The following is a 21685-nucleotide window of genomic DNA, read 5'->3' on the forward strand; positions in this document are numbered from 1 at the left end:
AAAGTATCATTTTTAAGAAAATTACATGAAACCTTCTAAAATCATTACCATCGGTATCAAAGAATTGGCTCACCAAAAAGTCATCCTTGCTGCTTGGTATAACTTTCTAAAAGAAAACTTCGATGCCAAAAAAGTTTCTGCAGAAGAATTCACTTTATACCTACAAGCACATGTCATGTATGATTTGGACAAAGACCAAATTGAATTGATGTTGTCGGGTCCTGAACCTCTTTTAGAAGATTTCAAAAAGTCTATTTTTGGATGAATCTCCAAATCTTCGGAACCAAAAAATGCAAAGACACGAAGAAGGCTCAACTCTTCTTCCAAGAACGTCGTGTGAATTTTCAGTTCATCAACCTGCAGGAAAAAGAGATGAGCAAGGGAGAACTTCGTTCCATACTCGGCAGTGTCAGTTTAGATGACTTGGTTGATACAGAATCCAAAGTTTACGAAGACAAAAATCTCAAATACATGTTATACGACAAAGAAGAGGCCTTACTCGAGAACCCTCTTCTTTTCAAAACCCCAATCGTTCGAGATGGGAAACGTGCAACCATTGGATTTGTTCCAGATGTCTGGAAACAGTGGATCTTAGAATCTAAAAAATAAAGTCGAAGTCTTTAGGACTCCAACTTCTTTCTTTTTGAAAAATCCTTTGCAATTTCTGGTAACACTGGCAATGAACTGTGAATTCGATGCATTTCCAATGCAGGTCTTGCGGGAATTCCAAAGTATGCAGTTTTTTCTTTAGAATCTTCTGTAAGTCCTGACAAACCCATTAAAATCGAACCTTTTTTCATTGTTAGGTGTTCTGCTACTGCAGATTGCCCTGCAAGGAAACATCCGTCTTCAATCGTAACAGAACCTGCAAGTACAGTGGCACCCGCAATATAAACGTAATTTCCAACACGGCAATTATGACCGACATGCACATGGTCATCAAACTTTGTAAAATTCCCAATGGTTGTGGATTCAAGAGCGGCTCTGTCTACGGTGCAATGAGCACCCATTTCTACTTCATCACCAATGATGACGTTGCCAATTTGGGGAACTTTGTATCGCACCCCTGCATAGTCATAAAATCCAAATCCATCTGCGCCAATGACAGTATTAGAATGGATCAAATTTCTTTTCCCCAACTTACAATTGTAATATACGACAACGCCAGATTTTAAAACTGTTTCCTCTCCAATTTCCACATCTGATTCCAAAACAACATTGGGATAAATAACGGCGCGATCACCAATGACTACATTTTCTTGGATCACAGCAAAATCCATAATCGTTACATCTTTTCCAAGTTTGGCGGAAGGATGGATACTCGCTTTGGAGGAAATAGAAGCCACATGTTTTGGTTTTTTTTCAAACAAAGAGACAACTTGAATGAATTTTACCTTAGAACCTTCTTCTGGAATAATAATAGCATTAGGAAATTGCGAAGCAAGCGAATCGACTGTTAAAGCCACTTTTACATCCGAAGCTTTTTTGTGTTTGGCTAAGTATTTTTTGGAAGCTACGTAATAAATACTATTTGGATCTACGGGAGTATGGTGCTCCAAATCTTTGATCCCATTGATTTCTAAGTCACCGGAACCAGTGAAATTTGCACCTAATTGTTCAGCTAAATCTTTTAGTTTCATTATACACCTTACACTTGAAAATGAATTGGAAGGGACATATTTCAATCACATTTTTAAAATCTATCATATTGATTATTTTCAAACTTTCCGATGATTAGATTATGCGCCATCTACTTTTAAACAAAGGCCTCCGCTTGCTTTTGTTAACTTACACTGTTCAATATTGTTTATTCATAAAAGATCTAGTCGCGCAGGAAGGATATGTCTTTGAGAATCCTTATAAAAAGACAGAACAGGCTTCTGATGAAAAATCATTTACGATCTACTTTTCGAATCATTCTTCCAAAATTTCAAAATCAGATTTAGTTCGATTACAACCAGTCGCAGATTTTTTAAACCAAAATCGAAACTATTCTGTGTACATTCATGCACATGCAAATGAAGGAAAAACGGCTTCTGAAGATGTTACCATTAGCGAAAAAAGGTCGTTAGAAGTAGAACGTTTCTTTTTGATCCACTTTGTGGAACCAAACCAAATCAGGAGATTGTTTTATGGAAATGCAAAATCACCTAACAAAACAAAAGAACACCAAGCTCTTAACAGACGTGTCGAAATTAAATTACAACCACTTCCTTAACGTGGATCTTTCCAATCTTTGAGGTCATTGATATCATCAATATCATTTAACTCTGCAAGTAAAGTAACAGTATTTTTGTTTTTTTGTATGACTTCAAGTGTAAGCGGAAGAACATTACTTGTGCTCCAAGGAATGGAATCAAAAACATAGGGAAAAAATTCTCTCATCCCCAAAAGATAATATCCTCCGTCCATCGCAGGACCAATTACAAAATCAGTTGTATCCAAACTCAGGTAGGCCTTCTCTAAAATTTCTTTTGTTAAAAAGGGACAATCGGTTCCAATGATCACAACCTTTCCAAAATTTGATCGGAATTCATCTTCAAAGGCAGTTTTCATTTTAAATCCGAGATCTCCTTCTACTTGGACTTTCGTTGAATCGCCAAACTCAAATTTCAAAGGGCTCACAAGATCAAGATGATCCCAATACACAATTTTTTCAACAGAGAGAGTTGAAGTTATATTTTTTGTGATCTCAAGGAGTTCCTTATAAATCTTTAAAGTTTGGTCTTCTCCAATACTCACTGCTAGGCGAGTTTTTACTTTTCCAAGTTCAGGTTGTTTTGCGAAGATAATTAATTTGTTTTTTCCCATATAAACCTAAAATTAAAATTGAAACTAGCCAATGAATGTATACGAATTCATAATACACATACATTCCATATGATAAAAAAGCCAAAAAGATAACGGAAGAGAGAATCTTTTTGGCATTCTTTTTTTCAATCATAAACAAAATCCATAGAATCCAATACCAAGGATGAATGACTGGCGAAAACAAAAGAAACAAAGAATACAAAACTAAAAAAGAATTCCACTTTGTTAGGCGATAAAAATATTGTTCTTTGAATAAATAAAAAAGAATAAATCCCAAAATAGAAAATGAGATGACCCCAGACAAATACTCTCCTTCAAATATGGATAAAATGAAATAGAAAAAAGGTTCTAAAATACCAGCAAATCGAAAGGAATGAAAAAAAAGTCCGATACCGGAACTGCCTTGCAATAACAAATCTGAAAACACTGTCAATTTCCAAATCAAAAGTGAAACAAGCAAAACAAACGCCAAACGAATCCAAAACCTTTTGTCTCCACGAAACCCAAAAACAAAAAGAAATAAGTTTAACTTTAATTGTGTTAGGATAAAAAAAGAAAATAAACGAAACCAATTGGGCCGTAAAATAAATAGAAATAAAAATCCTGTGACGACCAGAACCTCGGGATGCATTTGAGAAACCCCTTCGATGATGACAATCGGATTTCCAAAATAAAACCAATAAGATTGGTTTTCGCTATGCGGGTATAATTTTCGGATAAGAGTCAAATTGATACTTTCGACTGCCACAAAGAGAATCTGAATTCCCACCAAACTGTTTCCAAATATAGAACCTAACAAAGTTCCGAAGGAATAAAAAATTTGTAATAACAAAGGATAAACGGAATAATAATCAGGACTATTCATCTTCAAAAACAAAAAGTCCAACCCAAGATTCGAAGTATTCCCAAGTTCAAGAAATTCTCGAGGAGTATGGTGATAAGGTAAGATACCATTCAAAAATAGTTTTGCATCAAATAAATAACGATAAATATCATCACTCCACACTGCTGGAGAGCCAATCACAACAACTCGCAAAAAAATTCCATACAAAAGAAAAAGATAAAATCGATTCCCAAACAAAAACAGGATGTCTGATAAAAAATAAAAATACAGGGGCAAAACAAAGGCCACCACAAGGATTACACTGAATTCATTTCTATTTCCAAAATGTACCGAAACAAATAAAAGAATCGGATAAATCAAAAACAAAAGAAATTTCAAAAACTGAGAACTAACGGACACGGAAAATTAATAACCGAAAGAAAGTGTATAAAATTTTGATACCCACACGCAAAGACATTAAAATTGTTCCAGAAATTTTGGAAACACCAGCAAAACGTTTTCGATAATTGACTGAAATTTCACGAATATCAAATCCAAGTTGCAACGCCTTTATATGCATTTCAATATTCCATCCCCAAGTTGGATCCTGCATCTGCAATTTGTGAAAGGATGTATATTTGACAATTCGAAGCGGACCCATATCCGTAAATTTACGTCGAAAAAAAAGGAGGATCAAAAAACAAGTGAGAGCATTTCCAAAAATTTGGATTGGGGACAAGGCACCTTTCTCAACATTCCCAATAGTCCTTGAACCAATCACTAAATCAGCTTTTGTTTCGTTTATCACCTGAATCAATTTTTGAATGTCAGAAGGATCATCTGAGCCATCAGCATCACAGAATAAAATATATTCGGGATTCAATTTTGATTGATTGATCCAATCCAAGGCCACCAAACAAGCGTTTCCATATCCAATTTTTGGACAATCCAATACCAACAAACCCATCTCTTTGACAATCTTTGGAGTTTGGTCTTTTGATGCATTGTTGACGACAATGAATTGAGATTTGTTTAAACCAGAACCAAGGATAAGACCATTTAACGCACGAAAGATGCCCTCTTCCTCATCCCTAGCCGGTATAATACAAAGAACTTTATTCACCTTTTCTTAGTATATTCCTTCGGAAAAGTTCTTCTAAAGGAGTGTCTTTTCTTTTTTTTGTTTTCAATTGATAGATTGATTCAATGACAATCGAACTATGAGGATACAAATCTTTCATTTTTTCCACTTTTTCTTTATACGGAGAGGAAAGGTTACCAGAAGAAAGGATCATATAGTCAGAAGTTTTGTCCTTTAAACGAACATGAACCGCTTGGAAAAGAAAAGATTCAATCAGAGGATCCTTTTGTTCCAATTTCCAAACAAAGTTTTTTCCTGATGGAATTCGCGAATCACTAACCTTTTTTGCAGAAGGAGACCAAGACCATTCTTGCCCTATTGTAGTTTCTTCTTTAAAAACAATATTTCCTTTTTTATTTAGACCTATGAGTGTTAGTCGATAAAATCTCTCAGGATCTCCTGTTGTGACATGATGATCTGCACTTGTGTTGGTTAACGTCAATTCAACTGTATTATTTTCTACTTTTATGTTGGAAAGGACAATCCCTGGTTTATAACCCAATCGAATTTGGTCAGCATACAATTCAAAAGTTTTTGGAACTCCTCCTCCAATAAATCCATGTTTGTGCGATCTTCGGATTGGTTTGTGTAGAGACGGTTTTACAAACGACCTACGAACTTCTGGTTGGTGGCAAGAAGAACAAGATTCATTTGATTTAGTAGCGATTAACTCTGTGCCTGTTTGGAAAGAACAAACAAGGGATTCGTTTAAAGTATAAGTTTCATTATGGCAATCGTAACAACGACTTAGCAACTGTTTGCGATCTATTTTTACCGGATGTGGCGGTGACGTTCCGCCTGTTCCACCAATCACATAACTTTCTTTAGTTTCAGAGTCCACACGAACATGGCAGGTAGCACAAGTGACACCTTCGGCTTTCATTTCTGGGTTAAAACTAGGATTTACAATTTCTATTGGTCGGAAATAATCTCCATTTTTTAGTCCAGTGATAATGGTTTCTCTTTGGTTTTGAACAGGAATATGGCAGTTCAAACAAATCCATTTTGGTGAACTTGGTTTTGCTAATTCTGACTGAAATTGTATATCCGAGAGGGCATTGGCATGTGTGGAACGTCTCCACTCTTCATAAATTTCCGTGTGACAATTTCCGCAATTTTTTGCGGTTGGTGCCCCTACTGCCTTTAAATCTGGTAGGTTTTCAATTGGTTTTGCCCAAACTTTTCCAGGGAACACCTGTTCAATGGGAACTTCTCTTTGGTTGAGATAAATCAAAACACTCGCACCTAAAATCAGAAAAAGAAAAAAAGAGATGTAAATGTTTCGTTTCAATTTCCAGTTTCCAAAGGAAGATTTGGGTCGTGAGACCATTCCCACATAGATCCCGCATAGTTATAAGCATTATAACCATAGGTGCGAAGAATTCCAACGACAAAAGCGGATCGAACCCCACCAGTGCAATAAGCAACGACCGGTTTTTCTTTTTGGATTCCCAACCGTTTTAAATAAAGCTCCACCTCGGCCTTCGATTTGATTTGGCCTTTTGCATCGAATAACTCTTGGTAAAATACTGACTTTGCTCCCGGAATATGCCCCCCACGGGACTCGCCATACGGTGTGGCTCCAGAAAATTCTCTCGGCTCGCGAGTATCAAGGATTTGATATTCTTTTGAGGATAATCCTTTCAGAAGTTCCTCTTTTTGGATTGTATAGGATATATTGGAATTTGGTTTAGAAGGTTTAGGAGTCGGGTTTATATTATTTTCTGACTTTAAATTTGTTTTCTTTCGAATTTCCTTTTCATAGGTTTCATATCCACCATCCAACCAATAGGCTTGTGTAAACCCTGCTTCACGTAGACTCCAAACAATACGCCCCTCTTCTCCCCATCCACTCGCACCATCACCTAACACAAGAATGCTGTCGTTAAGTTTGATTCCTAAATCATTGATTTTTTTACGTACCAATTTTAATTCCAACAATTCCCCCTTATGCGGGAAATCAGTTCTTGATAACTCTTCCCATGTAATGACTTTGGAACCGGGAACTTTATTTTTCCAACGTTGTAAGGAGGAACGTGTGTCGAGAATGGTAAATTCTGTGAATGGATACGAGGATTCTTCGGAAAGAAACCAAGGGGTTTCTTTGGATTCTCCTGGCTGGACCTTGGGCTCTGCCGTCAATTGAAGCCAAAAAGCCCAGAACAGAGACAAAGAAAATAGATAAATCCCATAACCACGGAATACTTTCATAAAGATTCCCTCCCGATTTCTAAAATCTTTCTCTTTTAAGACGAATTTTCGTCAATAAAATAAACATTTCATCCAAGAAAGCGAATTTTTCTTGCCCAATTGAACCCTCTCCGTAATTTGGAAGCAAAGGGAGGGCAATATGAAAATTGGATACTATCCGGATGTGGTCAATGAAAATGTCACAAGAATTGTTGCTTCAACTGTTGTATTCCTCGGCGTCATCGCTATCTTATTTCCGAATGCCTATGTTCTTGGACTCCTGTTACTTGGATTTTCTCTGCGATTGAGTTATGGACCAAAGTTTGAACCATTTGCTTTTTTTACTTCTCGGTATTTGGTGCCATGGCTTGGAATCTCTTTTGTAGGAGCGGCAGGACCACCAAAACGATTTGCGCAGTTGATTGGATTTCTCTTTAGTTTGAGTGCAATTGGATTCTTTATTTTGGGTTATTCCTTCGCTTACCAAATCACTCTTGCGACTCTTGTTTTTTTTGCTTCACTCGAATCTTTTTTAGGATGGTGTGCTGGTTGTTTTGTCTTTGGTTTACTGATGAAACTGGGAATCATTCCAGAAGAAATTTGTGAACGATGCAACAACCTAAACTTCAATAAATAAGTTTGTAGTAAAACTTTGGTACAATGGTTTCTTTTTTCCTTTTTTTCTCTTGTTACCATTCTCTTTTTGGGGATGGTAACCTTACCTAAAACTTTTTTTAAAAAACATTCACAATTAATTTTTCTTATAGGATTTGGGTTCAGAATTCTTTGTATTTTTTTTCCACCCATTTGGGAAGACGATTGGTCAAGATACTTATGGGAAGGGAATTTAATTCGTAACGGAGAATCTCCTTACCAAATCACAGCCTCTACTTATTTTCAAAAACAAAACATATCAGAATCCGAAATAGAAATTTTATCACATATCAATCATCCCGATTGGACAACCATCTATAGCCCTTTTGTTTTGTTATTTTTTGCCTTATTTTCAGCTGGTTTTTCGGGAATTTTTCTTAAACTCAGTTATCTCTTTTTTGAGACAGCCTGTATACTTTTTTTTTCCAAAAAGAAATTCAACAAACATCTTCTACTCTATTGGAGTTTTCCGATTCTTATCAAAGAAGTATATGTAAACTTGCATTTTGAAATTTTAGTTTTATCTTTTGCTTTTGTTTTTTTTCGATTAGTAAAAGATAAAAAAAGAATTCTCGCAAGTTTTCTATTGGGCCTTGGAGTTCATGTTAAAATATTTTCGTTACTTTATTCGTTTTATTTAATTGCTACAATAAAAATCCAAAATTGGAAAAACCAAATTGTAGATTGGATTTTAAATACTCTTTCTTTTTTTCTCGGATTTTCTATTTTCTTTTTTATCTATTACATACTTTTCCCAAACACAATTGATTTTGGAACTACCAACTTACTTAAATTTGGTGCAAATTTCAAATTCAATCAGTTTTATGAACCATTCTGGAGATTATTCGGAGTAGCAGACCTTAAAGTTTTTCCTTTTTTGATCCATTTGATCATGATGACTGCATACGTATTTCTCTCGTTAGAGAAACAAAATCGAATCCAAAAGTTTAAAAGATTTTTCATTCAATACAATTTGTATTTTGTATATAGTTTTCTATTTTTATCCCTACTTCCCGTATCCAATCCTTGGTATTTTTTGGTTCTTCTCCCGATCATTTTAATATCTCCCTTTCCATCCCCCCTCCCATGGATTTTGGTTTTGGTCCCACAACTATCCTACCTTACAAAAGTGCGATTGGGGCAAGAATTCACTTATTTCTATGAAATCCCAGACTCAATCCTCCTTACCGAAGCCCTAATTTCAGTTTTCTGTCTCTTGTGGTATTTCAAACAAATATTCATTTTACTTTACAAACTATCCAATATATCAAACATAGCTCCAAAGGGAAATATTGGGTATGGAAACAGAAATTGATAGTTTTTCGGCCACAACAGAAAACGAAAGAAATGTAGACGAAGTTTTGACGGTTGTTCTTGGAGAAACCTTAAAACGGCGAAGGCTTGAGTTAGGGTTATCAATGGAAAAACTCTCCCAGCTATCAACCGTAAGCCGGGGTATGCTCGGACTCATTGAGTCGGGCAAAACCACTCCAAGCATTGGAATTTTATGGAAATTATCCAAATCACTCAGGATTCCCATTGGAGAAATGATTCCCGATTTATTTGCACAATCTCCTCGGTTTATTGGAGCAAACGAAGGAAGACGTTGGATTTCCCCCAAAAATACAGCAGAATCTCGCGTTTTTTACCAGGAAGAAAGGGACCGTTTGAGCATTGTTGAATGGAAACTGGCAACTGGGAAACTCACTCAATTCGGACATTTGCCAACGGCATTTGATATCAAAATCTACCAAGTGAGCGGACAATCCAAAATTAAACTAAAAACAAAAGAGTTATTTTTAGAAACATCTGACAGTGCTTTTTTCCCAATTTCAGAATTGGAATCGATTGAAAATGACTCCCCAGAAGAATCCAAATTCCTTTGGATCGCCTCAAAAAAGGTAAGGTAAGAAAAATATAGGAACTTATGGACCTTCTTTCTCTTCCCAAACAGGGGGTCCAAAAGAATGTACAACCCGAGAATATTTTATACGTTATATAGGAATTTATATTCAATATATAAGATAATCAGTTTTTGATTTCCTCCCCCTTTTTCAGACTGACCTTACCTTGTTTTTGTCTCTGGTGCAACCCCTACAGAGAAAAAACGGGAATTCAATCTAAGGATTTACAAATGAAAACCAATTTAGTTTCCAAACTGATTGCTCTTATTACCGCGGGGTTCATCGGAGCCTGCGGTGGAGCCAATAAGAATAACGACACCCAAAGTTTACTCCTAGCAGCCCTTGCCCTTTCTTCAGGAATCAAGGTCAACAGCGCAGCAGAGTTAGCCAAAGAATCTAACGATGATTACAATCTCAACGAGTATGGCCTTATCACTCCATCAACTTTAGGCAAATGGGTGAACAATTGGGCAGGAACAAAACCTGCTGGTATCAATGGTAAATTGGTTATCCTACAAAATGGTGCCAGTGCCACAGTCGGAAAAGAATACATCGCCGGAAATGGAAACGATGTTGTTGTCTATAGTTTTACATTTGCTGATGGGGCAAGTGCTCTTGATGGCGGTGATGGATTTAGTCAAAAAAGAAATAGTGGACTTAGTGATACAGTTTCCATCATTGCAAACGGAACAAAAGTTGATTCGATTTTAAATCGTTATGGAATTGATCCAATCAATGACTTAGTAGTTTTTGTTTCTTCTGCCAATGCCAATAGCCACGTCCAAGGAACACTCAGAGGATTTTATACTTTCCGTTATTGGGGATTTGATGCAAAAAACTTAGCATTCCTCAATGGAACACTCCCTCGACTTGCAGTCACTGATGGAAATTTTGTTCCTTTCAGCTCAACTACAAATACACCTCCGGGTTTCACAAATCGTTATTCTGTTCGTTCACTCAGAGTAGACAATACAATTCTTATGTTGCCTTTGGAAGATGTCATTAAAGCGGTAAAATCACCGAACAACGTTACTGTAACTGGTCTTACCTCTAGTGTATTTGTTTCTGATGCACGTTCTTCTTCGGGAACAAGCAATGAGTACAATGGTGTGATCAAAAGTACAACTTCTGAAGTAGCTGGAAAATATGTTGGTTTTGAAGGAAGAATCAAAGGAGCAAAAGAAGTAAAGTGGACTGATTTACTCGATACGGAATTCCGATTCAAATCCAAAGCAGATTTAAAAGCATACTATGATGGGAAAGGATACCAAGCGGGACAAACTGCTATCCAACTTTGCAGAACAAATAACAGATCACAGGTGACTGGATTTTCTTACATCGCTATCCTTGGATATCCTTCTACATACTATGATGGAAGTTGGATTGAATGGGGAAGTTTGACTGGTGGAGGACCTGCACCAAAATTACCTTCGGATTCTCCGTTCAGAACAGATATACCAGAATTATCAGAGGTGATTACCTACAACGTAGCTGGAGATGTTGATCCAAGTCTTCCAACTAATTTAAATACTTTCGCAACAACTTCAAGAAAGATTGTGGAAGAAGACAAAGCATACAAACGCTAAAACTTTTAAAAAAAGGTTAGAGGGATGTTCCAACATCCCTCTAAAAAATAAATAAATCGATACAACAGGGAAAGTTATATGAAGAACTTATTAAAAATTATATTAATTCACTTAACGATCATTACAGCATTAAGTGCATCCGGTGGAATTGGTGGTGGTGGGATTGCAAACATTCCACAAGGCCAAGATAGAGAAAAATACCATCTTGGAAAAGCAGTCTATAACCAAGACATTACCTTAGAAAAACAAACAAATGTTAAGTTAGTTGAACAAGAAGAACGTTTAGAATACTTACAAGGTAGTCTACCAAATACTGAAAAAAGACGAGTGAATCTTCCTGACTTTGCAGGAAAACTTACGGAAGAACAACTCCAGGCCCTCGAATATTTCATCCAAATTCGGTTCAATGTGAAATTTCCAGACAAAAAGAAGGAATAAAATATGAAAGTCTACTTCAACTATATCAAATCATTTTTATTTTTTACTTTTTTTGTTAGCTCAAGTATATATTCACAACAAGCTTGGGCTCCCTATGAAAGACAACTTTGGATACGTCCTGTATTTATTCATTCCGAATACGACAGCGCTTTTTTAGCCGGGCAAAAAGCAAAGTATGACGATAACGTTCGTTTAGCGGTAGCAAACTTAGCTTTAGAATACGGGATTACTGATCGGTTAACGGCAGATTTAACATTAGGTTTTGGAAAACTAGGAAGACATAGAGTATTTAACAGATATTTAGGGTTACAACAAACCCCGGATGTTCCAGATAAATATGGCTTTATGGATACAAGATTTGGACTCCGTTATAAAATCCTGGACGAGTTCGATTCTAAATACCGATGGATGCCCACAATTTCTCTTCGTTTCGGAGGAATCAAACGGGGAGATTATGACCGTAACCCGCAATCACTTGGAGATGGCGCAAGTGGTGGAGAAGTAAATCTCTATTTAGCAAAAGATTTTGGAGTCTGGGGACTTGGTTCTTTAGGTGAATTTTCCTATCGTAAACGTGAAAATCCAGTTCCAGATGATATTCTTTACTACTCTGCGATTTATAAACGATTTTTCGAATCGCTTTTTTTAACGGTAGGACTTCGTGGACAAGTTGGACAAGGTGGGTATGCATATGCCGATCCAAGACAACAGCCTCCATTGAATATGGTTCGTTATCCGCAACCTTCTATCTACGGAATCAATCCATATGATCTTTACGTACAAAATGAACGGCCCGCATGGGGAAGAAAAGAAGATTTCCATAATGCTGAAGTTGGTTTGAGTTATTCAGACAGTTTTGGAAATTTTTATACTCTATTTTATTCGGAAACCATTGCTGGCTACAACACAGCTAGACTTAAAACTGTTGGTTTTGCTGCGACACTACCATACAATCTCTGAGGTTATCAATGAAACTTAAATACTTAACTATATTCACTGTTTTATTCATCCATATACTTGGTTGTAAAGGTTTGCCAGAATATCTGTTTTTACCACAGAGTATGAAGCTAGACTTAACTCCTTTTTTATTTCGTGTTTATTCACCTGGAGAACTGGCAACATTATCCAATTCTGATTATAATGCAAATGAAAGTGGACTCATTACATCATCCAAGTTCTCTCGTTTTTTATCTAATTGGAGTAACAATCGACCTGTTGGAGTTTCTGGAAATTTGGTTGTTTTTCAGATCCAAACATCAGGTGTCACAAGTGGGCGCTATGTTTTCTTCGATGGAAAACAAAGTTTTGCTTATCCAATTGCAAATTTACCTGATTTACTGACAGACACAAGAGATGACGGAGTTTTATCAATTGATGGAGTTGTTCCTAAAGGAAAAAAAATATCTGATTTTTTTGCCATTTATGGGATTGATCCTGCTATTGATTACGTTGTATTTGCACAAGATACATCTTCACTAACCAATTTATCTTCTGCAACTTTTGCTTATTATTCCTTACTGTATTGGGGGTTCCCCAAAGAAAGGTTAGCCATTCTAAATGGTTCCATTGCAGATTTAACCGTAGCAGGTAGTATATTTACAACTCCATCCTATACGTATGCTAATAGCAATCGAGCTGGGAGTATCAAAACTCTTTACCGGGACCATACTGTTTTGCAACTCACAATTGGAGATTTAATTCATGCAGTGAAAAATGGGAACACAAATCTGGAAGAGGTAGATCCAATTCCAGCAGAAGGTTTTTTTCTGATTGATGGCAGACCAAATGCTTCTTATACGGGAACTACCAACTCAACTGCAGCTGGATCTAAGTATGCAAACTGTACTGCTAAAACAAATTCAACCTTTGTTACGAATACTTGTGTGGTTACTTATGAAGGACGAGTTAAGTCTGCTACAAATTTGATCCCTACAGATTTGTATGACGGAACAACCTTCCAATTCAAATCCTTTGCCCAACTCCAAACGTATCTAAACAATACAGGATACCCAACGAACAAACAAATTTATGTTTATGGGGAGGACGCAAACAAAGGATCCCTAGCTTGGTTTGTATTACACCAAATTCTTGGCAACCCAACAAGGTTATATGAAGGAGGATGGAAACAATTTGGCGCACTGGGACTTCGAACACCGCCTTCTGGTACAAGCCCAAGTGCCATCACACAACCGGCTTCTTATTGGAGGACAGACATTGTTACACTTTCGGAAAGTAATACGACAAATGCAGACAACAATGTTCCCAATTACCAACTGGATATATCAAGACAATATTCAAAAACAGCAAACAAACTGAGAACAGAAGACAAAGCATTTTTACGAGGAACTTCTACTGGTGGATCGTCTGGTGGAAGTGGCGGTGCACCTTCCGGCGGCGGTGGAAATGCTTGCGGAGGATAATCCTTATCGTATTGTTTACGAATAGGTATGCGATATCTGAACTTCCAACTTACGAACATTCTCCTTTTGGTCCCAATGTTCGTAAGTTGCTCTGACTCAAATTTTTTGGAGTCTCACTGGAACCATCCCATACAAATACAAGGGAAACCTCCTTCGCATTTTTCTCCATTAGAAAAGAATATGGACCCAAATGCTTGTGGTACTTGCCATACGGAACAATTCCGAAATTGGCAAAATAGTTTTCATGCAAAATCCATTGGCAAAGGTTTTTTATGGCAGAAAGAAATTCTAAAATCTGAAGAATTCAAATCTTGTTTCCACTGCCACTCACCTCTTCCTGAAACTAAATCAGAACTTTCGACTGAATTTTTAACTCCTGAAATCCTCAGTTCAAAAACCCATAACTTTCCAAATGGAATCAAAAACCCATCGATTCTATGTGCCTCTTGCCACATCAGAAACCAAATTCGATTTGGACCACCGCCAAAAACAAGCTTAGAGACAAACAAGGATATTCCGAAAGAAAAACTTCCACATAACGGTTATATTGTGAAAGAAGATTTTGAATCATCAAAGTTTTGTAAATCTTGTCATGAAAGTAAAGAGGAAGGAGTGAAACTTAACGGGAAAAAACTGATGGAAGTGTATTCCGAATGGGAAAAAAGCCCTTTTGCAAAACAAGGAGTACAATGCCAAAACTGTCATATGCCAAACAGGGAACACTCCTGGAAAGGGATTCATGATAAAACCTTTGTTCAAAACTCTATTTTGCCAAGATGGGAAATCATCGAACATGATGGATTTTATTCAGTAAAAGCCGAAATCAAATCCATTGGTGTTGGCCATATGTTTCCTACTTATGTAGTTCCTAAGATCTATTTACGTTTTTATGCAATCACAAATGAAAAAAAAAGAATCCTTTTGGATGAATCGATTGTGGGTAGATATGTGAATACCGATTTGAATGAAGAATACTTTGATACAAGGATCAAACCAAATGGAACTCTAATGGTTCAATTTGATTACAAACCTAAAAATAAAATCCAAGAATTTCTTTGGGAAATTGAAGTAAATCCAGATGAACATTATGTTCGGAGTTTTGAAGAGCAGTTAGTTACAAAAGCTGACATCATCTCCAAACAAGCTATACAAATGTTGCAAGAGTCCTTATCAGAAAAAAAGAACTCCCGTTATCTATTATTTACTTTGAATTGGCGAGTGCCTGCTTCACTTCCGCAATAATATCGTCAATATGTTCCAAACCAACAGACACACGAATGAGTCCTGGTAAAATTCCTACAGCAAGTCTTTCTGCTTCCGATAGTTTAGAATGAGTCGTTGAAGTCGGATGGGTCACAGTGGTTCTTGTATCTCCCAAATTAGCAGTGAGAGAAAACCATTTCAAAGCATCCAAAAATTTTCTAGCTCTATCCACTCCACCTTTGATTACAAAGGAAACAATTCCCCCACCCGATTTCATTTGTTTTTTTGCAATCGCATAACCAGGATCATTCGGCAAAAAAGGATACCTAACTAATTCAACATCGGCTGATTGTTCTAAAAATTCAGCCAACTTCATTGCATTTTCAGAATGTCTATCCATACGCACCGCAAGTGTTTCTAAACTTTTCGAAATGATCCATGCATTCATCGGAGATAAAGATGGTCCAGTATTACGAGCCATATAACGAATCGGTTGGATGTATTCTTTTTTGCCTAAAATAATACCTGCGATCACCCGGCCTTGCCCATCCAAATATTTAGTAGCAGAGTGAATTACAATATCTGCTCCAAAATCAGCAGGCCTTTGGATATAAGGAGAACAAAAACAATTATCAACAATGAGAATTGCTTTTTTCTTTTTACATAATGCTGCTACCCATGCCAAATCTACAATATCAAGCCCTGGATTGGAAGGTGTTTCAATATAAACGATTTTAGTATTTTCTTGGAAAGCTGCTTCCCATAACTCTGGTTTGTTGATATCAACGTAAGTTGTCGTCACTCCGAATCGTGGCAATATGTTCGCAAAAATCTGATGGGTGGATCCAAAAATAGCGCGAGCCGATACAATATGATCCCCCGACTTAACGAGACCAAACACAGAAGTAAAAACAGCAGACATTCCCGAAGCAGTAGCGATTCCGTCCTCTGTGTGCTCTAAAGAACATAATTTATCAATTAACTCAGTTGTATTCGGATTGGAAAATCTTGTGTATTGATTGCCGGTCACTTCTTCTGCAAACAGCGCCCTTGCATGTTCTGCATCATCAAAAACAAAACTAGAAGTTAAAAATAGCGGGGTGGAATGTTCTTTTTCCCCGGTTCGTTTGGTTTGGATGCGAATGGCGTCAGTTTCAAAGTGTTCAAACATACTTCTACCAAGTTTGGCGATGAACGCTCGAAAACATCATTTTTTTTAGAAAATATCTGCTATAAAATCGGAAATAAACTAATATAGCAGAATTTTTAAGAAATTTCTGCAATTTTACCATCGATCATATGGACACGACGGTTAGCAAGGCCTGCATAATCAGGATCGTGAGTGACAAATAGAATGGTGGTTCCATCCACTTTGTTGATCCGTTTGAATATCTCCATCACCTTATCTCCATTAGCTGTATCTAAATTTCCCGTTGGTTCATCAGCAAAAAGAAACTTTGGTTTTTGAACAAGAGCACGTGCGATTGCCACCCTTTGGCCTTCTCCACCAGACATTTGGCTTGGAAATTTATCCTTACAGTGTAATACGGAAAAACTTTCCATTAAATGCAAAGCATACTCTTCGATCATTTTATGTGATCCAGTTTTTCTCGCAGGCATCGTTATGTTTTCAAGGCCGGTGAGTTCAGGGAGTAAGTAGTGAAATTGAAAGACAAATCCTATCGATAAATTTCTTAAAGTGTGAATATCTTTACTTCCCATACCCACAAGGGAACTTCCATTCAATTTTACATCGCCACTTGTTGGATTGTCTAAGCCACTCACGATATAAAGTAAGGTTGATTTTCCCGATCCAGATTTTCCAGTCAGAGCCACAAAATCTCCAACTGCAATCTCAAGTGATACATCTTTTAAAACATCTTGAGGTGGTTCTCCGAAAGATTTAAAAATATGTGTGGCTTCGATTCCTAACATTTAAGTAGCTCCTCGAATGATATCTACTGGAGAAAGACGACTTGCCATACGAGCAGGAATATAACTCGCAATCGACGCACTAAGAACTGCGATTGAGAAACCCTTTATATAAATCATCCAGTCCCAAGAAATCATCATTGTTTTCATCAGAGCCTTTGAATTGTGTTTTGGATCTCCAATGGGAATTCCATCAATATAATAACATCCTAAAATTCCTACAAAAATTCCTATGATGGCCCCAAGTGTTCCTAAAAACAATCCTTGGAAAATAAAAAGTTGAATTGTATCTTTTTCATCAAACCCAATGGAGCGAAGGATGGCCACTTCCTTTTTCTTTTGATTTACAACCATATTTAGAATATTATAAATTCCAAATGCCACAACGAGGATAATGGTAAATGTTGTTGAGTTCCGGACTATATCCTGTGTTCTAAAAACTTGAAGAATACTTGCGTTAACTTCATCCCAACTTTCCACTTTATCTTTGCTAAAGTAACGAAAGTCTTCGGCAATTGCAGCGGCTGATCGAATGTCTTTAATTTTTACAATGATCTGCGAGACCTCACCACTGGATTTGGTAATACTTTGGACAGAGGATAAAGAAGAATATACCGTGACATCATCTACCAATCGGTTCCCGGTACTCAATACTCCAACAACTTTCACTGGGATCAAATCAGTTCCAGGAATATAAACAGAGATAGTATCTCCAATTTTTGCACCCAGTTTATTTAGAACTCCTTCACCCATTATGGCAAGGGAAGTCCCTCTTGATAAATCCGCAAGTTTTCCCTCAACAATGTAATCACTCAAATTGGTGACTTTGGGTTGGATACTCGGATCAACTCCAACAAAACGAGCCGGTGCGGTAGCTTTCCCATTCACAAAAATAACTTCTTTTGTTAACTGCGGTGCAAAGGAAACAACCCTGTGGTCATTCGAAAGTTTGTCCATCCACCCAAGAACATTAGTTAAACGAGAGTTATCGGTCCGCCCCGATGGAGGAGATAACCAACGAACCATTTTGTTTTGAAAAAAAACATCTTCAAACGTTCTCTCTGTAATGAGTTCGTCTTTCGGAGAAATTTTAATTTGACCATCCGAATTCACCAATTGGTCAGTAATGACGGCCTGGAACCCTAACATAATTCCAGAGAATACAATATAACCGGCAGTACCCAAAACAATCCCAATCAATGTTAAAATTGATTGTTGGGGTCTCGAAAGAATTTGTCGAATAGCAAGAAACAACATATTAGTTCTTAACCAATACTTCGTCGCCTTCTTTTAAATCCCCTTGGATGAGTTCTCCAAACTCAGAATTGATTGCCCCAATTCGAATTTCTATCTTATCACGTTTCCCATCTCGAAAACGAGTTAATTTCCCTCGATCCACGGCAACTAACGGAACTAGTACGACATTTTCTTTTGAAGAAACCTCTATGGCAACATCGGTTGTCATATCTGGTAAAATCCCTTGCGGGAGTTCATGAGGTTCAATGCGTACTAAAAACTGGCCATTGGATGGATAAATTCTTTCCACTTTTCCTTTATAAACGTTTCCACGAATGGATTCAAAACTAAGTTGGACTGCCTGGTCTGGTTTGACCCTTAAAGCCGACTCTTGGTCCAATGATACAGAGATATATACTTCTTTTAAATTCTGGATTTCTAAAAGAGGAAGTCCAGGCATTGCTGTTTCATTTTTCGCAACATTTAACTTTGTTAAGGTGCCTGTAAATGGAGATCGAAAGGTGATTCCTGAATCGTTGGTTAGAAGGGCTTGCCCTTTTGTGACCATTTGACCTTCTTCCACAAAAATTTCTCGAACGGAAGCAGCAATTCCAAACTTTAAACTAAAACTATCCACAGGTTTCACAGTTCCCAAAGCATAAACGGCTTCTACCAAAGATCCTCTTTCGATTTTCAATCGATTGGATTGGGAATTTCTAAAGAAAAGGTAAATTGTAACGATTAGAACCATTACAACGATAAAACCAATGATAGATAACTTTTTACGGTCCATGATGACCTAATAGTCAATGATCGAAAGTTTTTGAAAATTCTTTTTCTATAAAAAACTAAAGGGACAAACCGAAAACGAACTCACCTTCTTTGTCTTTGGCGGGTTTGTATTCCAAACACCTAACATCAACGAATTGGCCTTTTTGTAAAGTATGAAAGATACTGGAATTTTCCAATCGACCTTTCAGATAATTATCAGTCACTAACCTGCCATCACTTTCGAGAATGGCTTCATAGGTTTTTCCTAAAACCGATTCAGCATATTTAGTATGGAGTGTGGAGCTAAGTGACATCAAATCTAGCACTCTGCGTTTTTTCTCATCACCAGGGATTGGATCACCAAACGTTTCGGCCGTAGTTCCTTTACGAACTGAATAAGGAAATACATGTAACTTTGCAAATCCAAGTTCGACCAACAAATCCTTTGTTTCTTGAAACTCTAATTCGGTTTCCGATGGAAATCCAACAATTACATCTGTTCCTAAAAACAAGTTTGGGAGTTTTTCTTTGGCAAGTTCGATCCTGGTGCGAAATGCATCAGGATGATAAGTCCTTCGCATATCCTTCAAAACCTTTCGACTCCCACTCTGGATGGGAACATGCAAAAATTTACAAAAGCGTGGGTGTTTCATTAAATCTAATAAACCGGAACCCACATCCGGTGGTTCAATCGAAGAAAGGCGAATTCTAGAATATTCTAAAATCTTTAGAATATCTTCCAAAAGATTGAGAAATCCTTTTTCTCCATTTTCCAACCGGTACCAACCCAAATTAACACCGGTTAATTGGATCTCCCCAACCCCATTGTCTTGAAGATATCGGACCTGATCTAAAACATCATTATAATTTCGACTAACACCAAGTCCACGGGCCGCAGGTATTTTACAATAAGAACATTTCCGATTGCATCCATCTTGGATTTTTAGATAAGAACGAGTATGGCCTTCTGGTAGAACATCGGAATAAGCAAATCGATCGAGTGTTTTCTCTGGATAACTATCCTTACCTTCAAAGTCTTCTAAGATTTTGTAAGGAAGAGCACTTTTTTCGGAATTCCCAAAAACACCGAATACTCCGGGGATATTTTGTAAAATTTCTTTATCAGTCTCCGCATAACAACCAGTCACATAAACCTTGGCACCAGGATTTGTGCGGATGGCATTGCGGATGATATTTCGATTTTTTACATCAGCTTTATTTGTCACAGTACATGTATTCACAACAATGTACTGTGCCTCTTCCTGGGCTTCCGCCAGAGAAAAACCTTTGTCTTTTAATACAGAGTACATACCATCGGTTTCAAAAAAATTCAACCGACAGCCAAGAGTATGAAACTTAATTTTCACAAGTCGTTCAGTGCTACAATCCGTTTAGAGTTTTCTTTGATTGTATTACTTTCGCCATTTAAATCAGAAGCTTTTCGGATACAATCCTTTGCTTCCGCCAAATAGGTGTTCGCCTGGGATTTTTTTCCCAATTTTTTATTAGTTTTAAATAATGACTCTTGAACGAGAGCCAAGTTATTCCAAATTTCAGCTGAATTTTGGTTTAAAGATGATGCCCATCGCAGACTAACATCTGCTTTGTCATAATTTTTTAGATTATAATAAATTTTCCCTTCCAGCTCTAACATTCGAAAATCATTTGGGCTTCCTGCCTTTGCTTTTTCGATTTGAGAAAGAGCTGTTTTGGAAGCACCTTTTTCGGAAAGTGCTAACGCATAAAAGTATCTAACTTCAGGGTTTTGTGGGTATAAAGGAATAGTTTTTTCAGCCAGTTCAATTGCTGGTTTCCATTTTTTATGGCGCGTTAGAATCGCAAGACTTGCTTGCAATAGGTCTTCATCATCGGGTTTACGTTTTCTTGCTTCCAAGATATTTTTATAAGAATTTTCGAAGTCGTTCAATTTATCATAGTTAAATGCAAGTAAGGCATAAAACTCATAAGAAGACTTTCCATCAGTCAAAAGGCTTTTGACTAGTTCAATTGACTTGTTATAATTTTTAACCTTATATTCATCCACAGCTTGGAAATAAGCGGAACCAACTTGTTCTTTTTCTTGAGAGTGAAGGGATGTTACGAGAAGACAGGTAACGGCAAAAGTATAAATCAAATGTTTCATAAAAGGTCCGATGGAACTGTAATGGAGTTCAAATTGACCGAATCAATCCTGGAATGGTAAGGTTCGATGGGGTCCAGGTATAGGAAAACGCTTCCCCCCTTGGAAAGCAAGTAATGTTCGATATGTTCTTCGGTGATGATTTCGGTATCTGCGGTGTAAAGAATTGGGTTTTCTCCCGGCCCCATATGGACGTGGAATTCCTGGTGGGAGAGAAAATCTGAAAGGTTGAGATACCCGGACCCAAAATAGAGTCCCGACTGGAAGTAGTATTTATAATAGACTTTCACTTCAGGGAGGATGAGATTCGGGCGAATGAATCCCAATTCAATTCGTTCAATTGTGCCAACAGTACGGATTTTTCGGAGTTGGAACCAAATTTTGCGGATAAAAAAATAAGAAAACAGAAAGACGAGGGGAATGAGGATAGCCATTT

Annotated in this window: 24 protein-coding genes; 11 read left to right on the forward strand and 13 right to left on the reverse strand. The window is 37.2% G+C overall.

The features are described from left to right. The first annotated feature begins 25 nt into the window (after positions 1–25). Together EHQ47_RS12090 and EHQ47_RS12095 are read left to right on the forward strand one after the other, a co-directional pair. A complete protein-coding gene (locus EHQ47_RS12090) occupies positions 26–265 on the forward strand; it encodes a hypothetical protein (protein WP_100744426.1) in 240 nt (79 codons plus the stop codon). Next, positions 262–609 carry an arsenate reductase family protein gene (locus EHQ47_RS12095; RefSeq protein WP_135747060.1) on the forward strand — a complete coding sequence of 116 codons (348 nt, stop codon included), beginning with the start codon at positions 262–264 and terminating at the stop codon, positions 607–609. Before EHQ47_RS12090 ends, EHQ47_RS12095 begins: the two co-directional genes overlap by 4 nt. 11 nt (positions 610–620) lie before the next feature. On the opposite strand, the gene lpxD is transcribed toward EHQ47_RS12095, so the two are convergent. Next, entirely contained in the window at positions 621–1640 is a 1020-nt protein-coding gene (gene lpxD / locus EHQ47_RS12100; RefSeq protein ID WP_135747059.1) for a UDP-3-O-(3-hydroxymyristoyl)glucosamine N-acyltransferase, read from the reverse strand. Between the two features lie 101 nt (positions 1641–1741). Here lpxD and EHQ47_RS12105 point away from each other — a divergent pair, with 101 nt between their 5' ends. After that, positions 1742–2218, forward strand: coding sequence for an OmpA family protein (locus EHQ47_RS12105; RefSeq protein WP_135777251.1), 477 nt, complete (start codon positions 1742–1744; stop codon positions 2216–2218). Here the strand turns inward: EHQ47_RS12105 and EHQ47_RS12110 are convergent. The 5 genes from EHQ47_RS12110 to EHQ47_RS12130 are packed head-to-tail and all read right to left on the reverse strand — an operon-like array spanning position 2215 to position 6986. After that, on the reverse strand, positions 2215–2811 hold the full coding sequence (locus EHQ47_RS12110) for a TIGR04282 family arsenosugar biosynthesis glycosyltransferase (protein WP_135777252.1): 597 nt from the start codon (positions 2809–2811) through the stop codon (positions 2215–2217). The two genes, EHQ47_RS12105 and EHQ47_RS12110, sit on opposite strands and share 4 nt — an antisense overlap. Next, positions 2771–4054 carry an MptA/MptB family glycosyltransferase gene (locus EHQ47_RS12115; RefSeq protein WP_135777253.1) on the reverse strand — a complete coding sequence of 428 codons (1284 nt, stop codon included), beginning with the start codon at positions 4052–4054 and terminating at the stop codon, positions 2771–2773. The genes EHQ47_RS12110 and EHQ47_RS12115 overlap by 41 nt, the downstream gene beginning before the upstream one ends. Next, a complete protein-coding gene (locus EHQ47_RS12120) occupies positions 4044–4757 on the reverse strand; it encodes a glycosyltransferase family 2 protein (protein ID WP_135777254.1) in 714 nt (237 codons plus the stop codon). The genes EHQ47_RS12115 and EHQ47_RS12120 overlap by 11 nt, the downstream gene beginning before the upstream one ends. Then, positions 4750–6105 carry a multiheme c-type cytochrome gene (locus EHQ47_RS12125; protein WP_135777255.1) on the reverse strand — a complete coding sequence of 452 codons (1356 nt, stop codon included), beginning with the start codon at positions 6103–6105 and terminating at the stop codon, positions 4750–4752. The genes EHQ47_RS12120 and EHQ47_RS12125 overlap by 8 nt, the downstream gene beginning before the upstream one ends. Further along, a complete protein-coding gene (locus EHQ47_RS12130; protein WP_135777256.1) occupies positions 6063–6986 on the reverse strand; it encodes a sulfurtransferase in 924 nt (307 codons plus the stop codon). The genes EHQ47_RS12125 and EHQ47_RS12130 overlap by 43 nt, the downstream gene beginning before the upstream one ends. Before the next feature lie 139 nt (positions 6987–7125). Between EHQ47_RS12130 and EHQ47_RS12135 the strand changes: the two genes are divergently transcribed. The 8 genes from EHQ47_RS12135 to EHQ47_RS12175 all read left to right on the forward strand — a co-directional run bounded on the left by EHQ47_RS12135 (position 7126) and on the right by EHQ47_RS12175 (position 15209). After that, on the forward strand, positions 7126–7602 hold the full coding sequence (locus tag EHQ47_RS12135) for a DUF4395 domain-containing protein (RefSeq protein ID WP_135747052.1): 477 nt from the start codon (positions 7126–7128) through the stop codon (positions 7600–7602). Between the two features lie 15 nt (positions 7603–7617). Further along, positions 7618–8934, forward strand: coding sequence for a hypothetical protein (locus EHQ47_RS12145; protein WP_167483287.1), 1317 nt, complete (start codon positions 7618–7620; stop codon positions 8932–8934). After that, on the forward strand, positions 8918–9529 hold the full coding sequence (locus tag EHQ47_RS12150; RefSeq protein WP_135777257.1) for a helix-turn-helix domain-containing protein: 612 nt from the start codon (positions 8918–8920) through the stop codon (positions 9527–9529). Before EHQ47_RS12145 ends, EHQ47_RS12150 begins: the two co-directional genes overlap by 17 nt. A 224-nt stretch (positions 9530–9753) precedes the next feature. Beyond that, entirely contained in the window at positions 9754–11109 is a 1356-nt protein-coding gene (locus EHQ47_RS12155) for a rhodanese (protein WP_135777258.1), read from the forward strand. 78 nt (positions 11110–11187) lie between these two features. Further along, entirely contained in the window at positions 11188–11547 is a 360-nt protein-coding gene (locus tag EHQ47_RS12160; protein WP_135777259.1) for a hypothetical protein, read from the forward strand. Between the two features lie 3 nt (positions 11548–11550). Then, entirely contained in the window at positions 11551–12507 is a 957-nt protein-coding gene (locus EHQ47_RS12165) for a hypothetical protein (RefSeq protein ID WP_135777260.1), read from the forward strand. Between the two features lie 8 nt (positions 12508–12515). Then, positions 12516–13967, forward strand: coding sequence for a rhodanese-like domain-containing protein (locus EHQ47_RS12170; protein WP_135777261.1), 1452 nt, complete (start codon positions 12516–12518; stop codon positions 13965–13967). A 180-nt stretch (positions 13968–14147) separates the two neighbouring features. Beyond that, positions 14148–15209 carry a multiheme c-type cytochrome gene (locus EHQ47_RS12175; protein ID WP_244290334.1) on the forward strand — a complete coding sequence of 354 codons (1062 nt, stop codon included), beginning with the start codon at positions 14148–14150 and terminating at the stop codon, positions 15207–15209. Here EHQ47_RS12175 and EHQ47_RS12180 read toward each other — a convergent pair. The 7 genes from EHQ47_RS12180 to EHQ47_RS12210 all read right to left on the reverse strand — a co-directional run bounded on the left by EHQ47_RS12180 (position 15169) and on the right by EHQ47_RS12210 (position 21683). Next, complete coding sequence (locus tag EHQ47_RS12180; protein WP_135777262.1) at positions 15169–16341, reverse strand: trans-sulfuration enzyme family protein; 1173 nt, start codon at positions 16339–16341, stop codon at positions 15169–15171. The genes EHQ47_RS12175 and EHQ47_RS12180 overlap by 41 nt on opposite strands. Positions 16342–16436: 95 nt before the next feature. After that, positions 16437–17105 carry an ABC transporter ATP-binding protein gene (locus EHQ47_RS12185; RefSeq protein WP_135749519.1) on the reverse strand — a complete coding sequence of 223 codons (669 nt, stop codon included), beginning with the start codon at positions 17103–17105 and terminating at the stop codon, positions 16437–16439. Further along, on the reverse strand, positions 17106–18359 hold the full coding sequence (locus tag EHQ47_RS12190) for an ABC transporter permease (protein WP_135749518.1): 1254 nt from the start codon (positions 18357–18359) through the stop codon (positions 17106–17108). Position 18360: 1 nt separating this feature from the next. Continuing rightward, entirely contained in the window at positions 18361–19131 is a 771-nt protein-coding gene (locus tag EHQ47_RS12195) for an efflux RND transporter periplasmic adaptor subunit (protein ID WP_135777263.1), read from the reverse strand. Between the two features lie 55 nt (positions 19132–19186). Beyond that, complete coding sequence (gene mtaB, locus EHQ47_RS12200; RefSeq protein WP_135749516.1) at positions 19187–20476, reverse strand: tRNA (N(6)-L-threonylcarbamoyladenosine(37)-C(2))-methylthiotransferase MtaB; 1290 nt, start codon at positions 20474–20476, stop codon at positions 19187–19189. After that, positions 20473–21252, reverse strand: coding sequence for a tetratricopeptide repeat protein (locus EHQ47_RS12205; protein WP_135749515.1), 780 nt, complete (start codon positions 21250–21252; stop codon positions 20473–20475). The genes mtaB and EHQ47_RS12205 overlap by 4 nt, the downstream gene beginning before the upstream one ends. Next, a complete protein-coding gene (locus EHQ47_RS12210; RefSeq protein WP_135694139.1) occupies positions 21249–21683 on the reverse strand; it encodes a hypothetical protein in 435 nt (144 codons plus the stop codon). The genes EHQ47_RS12205 and EHQ47_RS12210 overlap by 4 nt, the downstream gene beginning before the upstream one ends. Positions 21684–21685 lie beyond the last annotated feature (2 nt).

The organism is Leptospira bourretii, from assembly GCF_004770145.1.
GTDB classification, from domain to species: Bacteria; Spirochaetota; Leptospiria; order Leptospirales; family Leptospiraceae; genus Leptospira_A; species Leptospira_A bourretii.

Excerpts from the sequence above, each read along its gene's own strand:
- EHQ47_RS12090 (WP_100744426.1), top strand. The coding sequence starts at position 26 with ATGAAACCTTCTAAAATCATTACCATCGGTATCAAAGAATTGGCTCAC.
- EHQ47_RS12095 (WP_135747060.1), top strand. The coding sequence starts at position 262 with ATGAATCTCCAAATCTTCGGAACCAAAAAATGCAAAGACACGAAGAAG.
- lpxD (WP_135747059.1), bottom strand. The coding sequence starts at position 1,640 with ATGAAACTAAAAGATTTAGCTGAACAATTAGGTGCAAATTTCACTGGT.
- EHQ47_RS12105 (WP_135777251.1), top strand. The coding sequence starts at position 1,742 with ATGCGCCATCTACTTTTAAACAAAGGCCTCCGCTTGCTTTTGTTAACT.
- EHQ47_RS12110 (WP_135777252.1), bottom strand. The coding sequence starts at position 2,811 with ATGGGAAAAAACAAATTAATTATCTTCGCAAAACAACCTGAACTTGGA.
- EHQ47_RS12125 (WP_135777255.1), bottom strand. The coding sequence starts at position 6,105 with ATGGTCTCACGACCCAAATCTTCCTTTGGAAACTGGAAATTGAAACGA.
- EHQ47_RS12130 (WP_135777256.1), bottom strand. The coding sequence starts at position 6,986 with ATGAAAGTATTCCGTGGTTATGGGATTTATCTATTTTCTTTGTCTCTG.
- EHQ47_RS12135 (WP_135747052.1), top strand. The coding sequence starts at position 7,126 with ATGAAAATTGGATACTATCCGGATGTGGTCAATGAAAATGTCACAAGA.
- EHQ47_RS12150 (WP_135777257.1), top strand. The coding sequence starts at position 8,918 with ATGGAAACAGAAATTGATAGTTTTTCGGCCACAACAGAAAACGAAAGA.
- EHQ47_RS12155 (WP_135777258.1), top strand. The coding sequence starts at position 9,754 with ATGAAAACCAATTTAGTTTCCAAACTGATTGCTCTTATTACCGCGGGG.
- EHQ47_RS12160 (WP_135777259.1), top strand. The coding sequence starts at position 11,188 with ATGAAGAACTTATTAAAAATTATATTAATTCACTTAACGATCATTACA.
- EHQ47_RS12165 (WP_135777260.1), top strand. The coding sequence starts at position 11,551 with ATGAAAGTCTACTTCAACTATATCAAATCATTTTTATTTTTTACTTTT.
- EHQ47_RS12170 (WP_135777261.1), top strand. The coding sequence starts at position 12,516 with ATGAAACTTAAATACTTAACTATATTCACTGTTTTATTCATCCATATA.
- EHQ47_RS12175 (WP_244290334.1), top strand. The coding sequence starts at position 14,148 with ATGGACCCAAATGCTTGTGGTACTTGCCATACGGAACAATTCCGAAAT.
- EHQ47_RS12180 (WP_135777262.1), bottom strand. The coding sequence starts at position 16,341 with ATGTTTGAACACTTTGAAACTGACGCCATTCGCATCCAAACCAAACGA.
- EHQ47_RS12185 (WP_135749519.1), bottom strand. The coding sequence starts at position 17,105 with ATGTTAGGAATCGAAGCCACACATATTTTTAAATCTTTCGGAGAACCA.
- EHQ47_RS12190 (WP_135749518.1), bottom strand. The coding sequence starts at position 18,359 with ATGTTGTTTCTTGCTATTCGACAAATTCTTTCGAGACCCCAACAATCA.
- EHQ47_RS12195 (WP_135777263.1), bottom strand. The coding sequence starts at position 19,131 with ATGGACCGTAAAAAGTTATCTATCATTGGTTTTATCGTTGTAATGGTT.
- EHQ47_RS12205 (WP_135749515.1), bottom strand. The coding sequence starts at position 21,252 with ATGAAACATTTGATTTATACTTTTGCCGTTACCTGTCTTCTCGTAACA.
- EHQ47_RS12210 (WP_135694139.1), bottom strand. The coding sequence starts at position 21,683 with ATGGCTATCCTCATTCCCCTCGTCTTTCTGTTTTCTTATTTTTTTATC.